This is a genomic window from Candidatus Jordarchaeum sp. (assembly GCF_052745115.1).
Map to the genome: position 1 here is coordinate 1 of NZ_JBRAKS010000404.1, position 3,305 is coordinate 3,305.

Annotated in this window: 3 protein-coding genes; all 3 read left to right on the plus strand. The window is 32.2% G+C overall.

What is annotated here, in order from left to right; all coding sequences use genetic code 11:
* On the plus strand, positions 1-1,099 hold a 1,099-nt coding region (locus tag ACUVXA_RS18555; protein ID WP_445872776.1), incomplete at its 5' end, for a hypothetical protein.
* Positions 1,100-1,169: 70 nt separating this feature from the next.
* Complete coding sequence (locus ACUVXA_RS18560; RefSeq protein WP_445872777.1) at positions 1,170-2,213, plus strand: metal ABC transporter substrate-binding protein; 1,044 nt, start codon at positions 1,170-1,172, stop codon at positions 2,211-2,213.
* 52 nt (positions 2,214-2,265) lie between these two features.
* On the plus strand, positions 2,266-3,084 hold the full coding sequence (locus ACUVXA_RS18565; protein WP_445872778.1) for a metal ABC transporter permease: 819 nt from the start codon (positions 2,266-2,268) through the stop codon (positions 3,082-3,084).
* Positions 3,085-3,305: the final 221 nt, after the last annotated feature.

Sequence of the window (3,305 nt, forward strand, 5' to 3'; positions counted from 1 at the left end):
GATGAGATTTATATTTATGTGTATTACTTTTCTTCTATTTGTAAATTTTGCTTTTTGTCAAGAGGAACAACCAGCTCCACCACCAGGAATGAGAGCAACTACTACAAACTTTCCTGATGTAAGTTTTGTGGGAGATATAACTGGAAAGGTTAGTGATAACCAAAATGACACTGATAGAAATAAAATTTTGGTTAGAGAAGTTGAATTGGCATTGCAGGGATATATTTATCCACAGATGCGTGCAGATATTTTTTTGGCAATGCACAGGCATGAAGAAGAAACAGTTGCAGAAATTTGCGAAGGTTATGTAAGTTTTTTGAACATAGGGAAAGGATTTAGTTTAAAAGTAGGTAAAATACATATTGATTTTGGGAAGATAAATAAAATTCACTCACACCACAGGCCATACGCTGACCAGCCTGATGTTATTACTAATTTTTTGGGTGACCATGGTTTAGTAGGTCAGGGTGCAGTTTTAAGTTATCTATTACCGACAAAAAAATTTGTTCAGTTTGATTTGGGGACCTGGTATATAGAATCACACCATCATCACCATGATGAGGAAAATCATACTGAAGAGTTTTCACTTGCTGACAAAGTCCATACTGCGAAATTATCGATATCAAATCCACTTTCAGAAATTTCAGAACTTGAAATTGGTTTAAATTTTGCAAAAGGAAAAGGAGCACATTTTAAAGAACACAAAGATAATACAGAAGTTTATGGAATAGACCTAACTTACAAATCCTGGCCCCATGCCCACAAAAGAATTTTGTTTCAAAATGAGTTGTTCTGGTTAAAAAGAGAAGTTCCAATTGGTGAAATAAAAAGATCTGGCTTTTACAGTTTTGCAAACTACAAGATAAATAAATACTATGACTTTGGTATAAGATATGATAATACAGAAGATGCATTTCCACATAATGATGATGTAAATATTGCAGAAAAATCTGAGTCTGTATCTGTAATTGGAACTAAAAATTTAACTGAAACAACAAGATTGAGATTGCAATATAGATATGATATTAAGAATAAGAAAAATTTAGTATATTTACAATTACAATTTGGAATAGGACCACATAGTCATCCGTTGGAGTAGCAGAGGACAGAGGTCAGATATTTATAGATAATTCCATCATTCCATTATTTTATAATTATGGAATAGTGGAATGAAAAAGGAGGAGGGAATAGAGATGTTTAAAAATATAACAAAAATTTTACCCCGTTGGAATATTTTATCTTTTACAAAAGGAAGAGGAAAAATGATGTATCAATTTGTAATAAGATGCTACATGCTTCACCCCCGCAATTTCCTACGGGGCTTACTTAGTTTTCTAATTTCACTAAATACTTATACAACTGTATTTGCAAAAATAAAAGTTGTAACAACAACAGAAGACTTGAAAAGTTTGGTTGAATACATTGGTGGAGATAAAGTTTCAGTTGTAAGTTTATCAAAAGGAACGCAGGATATTCATCAGATTGAGCCAAGACCTTCTATGGTAATAAAATTAAGAGATGCCAATATGCTTGTAAAAATTGGAATGGACTTAGATATGTGGGTTAATTCACTTGTTGAAGCTGCAAGAAATTCAAACTTATTTTATGGGGAAAAAGGATATTGTGATGCATCAGTAGGTATTGAAAAACTTGAAGTTCCAGAAGGGAAGATTGATGCTAGTATGGGTGATATTCACATATACGGAAATCCACATTATTTACTTTCTCCTGAAAATGCAAAAATTGCAATAAGAAATATTTTAAATACATTAATTAAAATTTCTCCAGAGGATAGAGAATATTTTGAAAAGAATAGAGAAGATTTTTTGCTAAAACTTGATAAGAAAATTTCAGAATGGAAAGAAAGAATTTCCAAATATAAAGGCACAAAAATTATAACTTATCACAATTCCTGGCCATATTTTGCCCGAGAATTTGGATTTCAAATTGTTGGATTTGTTGAACCAAAGCCAGGAATACCACCTTCGCCCTCACATATTGCAAAACTAATTGAGACAATAAAACAGGAGAATGCAAAATTGCTATTTGTTGAATCATATTTTTCTCTAAGAGCACCAAATTTAATTTGTCAGAAAACAGGTGTAAAAGTTTTAGTTTTGCCAAGTCAAACAGGAGGTGTAAAAGAAGTTGATAATTATTTTAAACTTTTTGATTATATAATTGAAAAAATTGTAGAGGCATTACAGAAATAATCATTCCATTATTTTATAATTATGGAATTATAGAATTGAAGGGAAACAAATTATGTTTGAACTAATGTTTCCACCATTTATTGCCTGTTTAATATTAACAGGTATTCACGCTTATCTTGGAATACATGTTGTTGAAAGAGAAGTAATCTTTGTTGATTTATCACTTGCACAGATTGCTGCATTGGGTGCTGTTTTTGCTGTTCTATTTGGGTTTCCACTTCATTCTATCTCTGCTTATTTTGTTTCTTTATTGTTTACTTTTATTGGTGCAACAATATTTTCGCTAACCCGAATGAAAGATAAAACTGTTCCTCAAGAGGCAATAATTGGAATAGTTTATGTTGTTGCAGCAGCAACTGCAATATTAGTATTAGATAGAATCCCTCAAGAATCAGAACATATAAAACATATGCTTGTAGGAAATATACTTTTTGTAAATTGGAATGATGTTTTGAAAATATTTATTCTTTACAGTCTAATAGGAATATTCCACTATATATTTAGAGATAGATTTATTTTAATTTCTGTCAGGTTAGATGAAGCACAAAGAAGGAAAATAAAAATAAAATTATGGGATTTCTTATTCTATGCGACTTTTGGAGTAGTTGTTACTTCATCTGTTGAGATTGCAGGTGTTCTTTTGGTATTTTCCTATCTTATTATTCCAGCAGTTTGCGCAATGCTTCTTGCTAAATCTCTCACCAAGAGGCTTATAATTGGTTGGACTTTAGGAACTATTGGTTCAGTTATTGGACTTTTTTTGTCTTACAAATTAGACCTTCCAACAGGTGCAGCAATTGTTTGCACCTTTGGAGGAATTTTAATAACTTTATGGATAGTGAAAAATTCAATAAATATGATGACAATTTGATTTTTTAATAAAAGCGGTTTGATTTATCTCAGGGATATTGGCAAACTGAATCATATGGTAAGCGCTGTGGCGGTTGACCGTTTAGACCAGATGAGAGTGATTAAGGTGACAGCTTCAGTATTAAGCGGAAATGTCGGGAATGTTACCCGCAAAATTTATGAGCATGTCAGGGATATTCCCTTACCGCCGGGCAGTTTTCTTCGCACAGGCGGTCAGGCACA

Bases quoted from the DNA above. Each gene is read 5' to 3' on its own strand.
- ACUVXA_RS18565 (WP_445872778.1), top strand. From the start codon at position 2,266: ATGTTTGAACTAATGTTTCCACCATTTATTGCCTGTTTAATATTAACA.
- ACUVXA_RS18560 (WP_445872777.1), top strand. From the start codon at position 1,170: ATGAAAAAGGAGGAGGGAATAGAGATGTTTAAAAATATAACAAAAATT.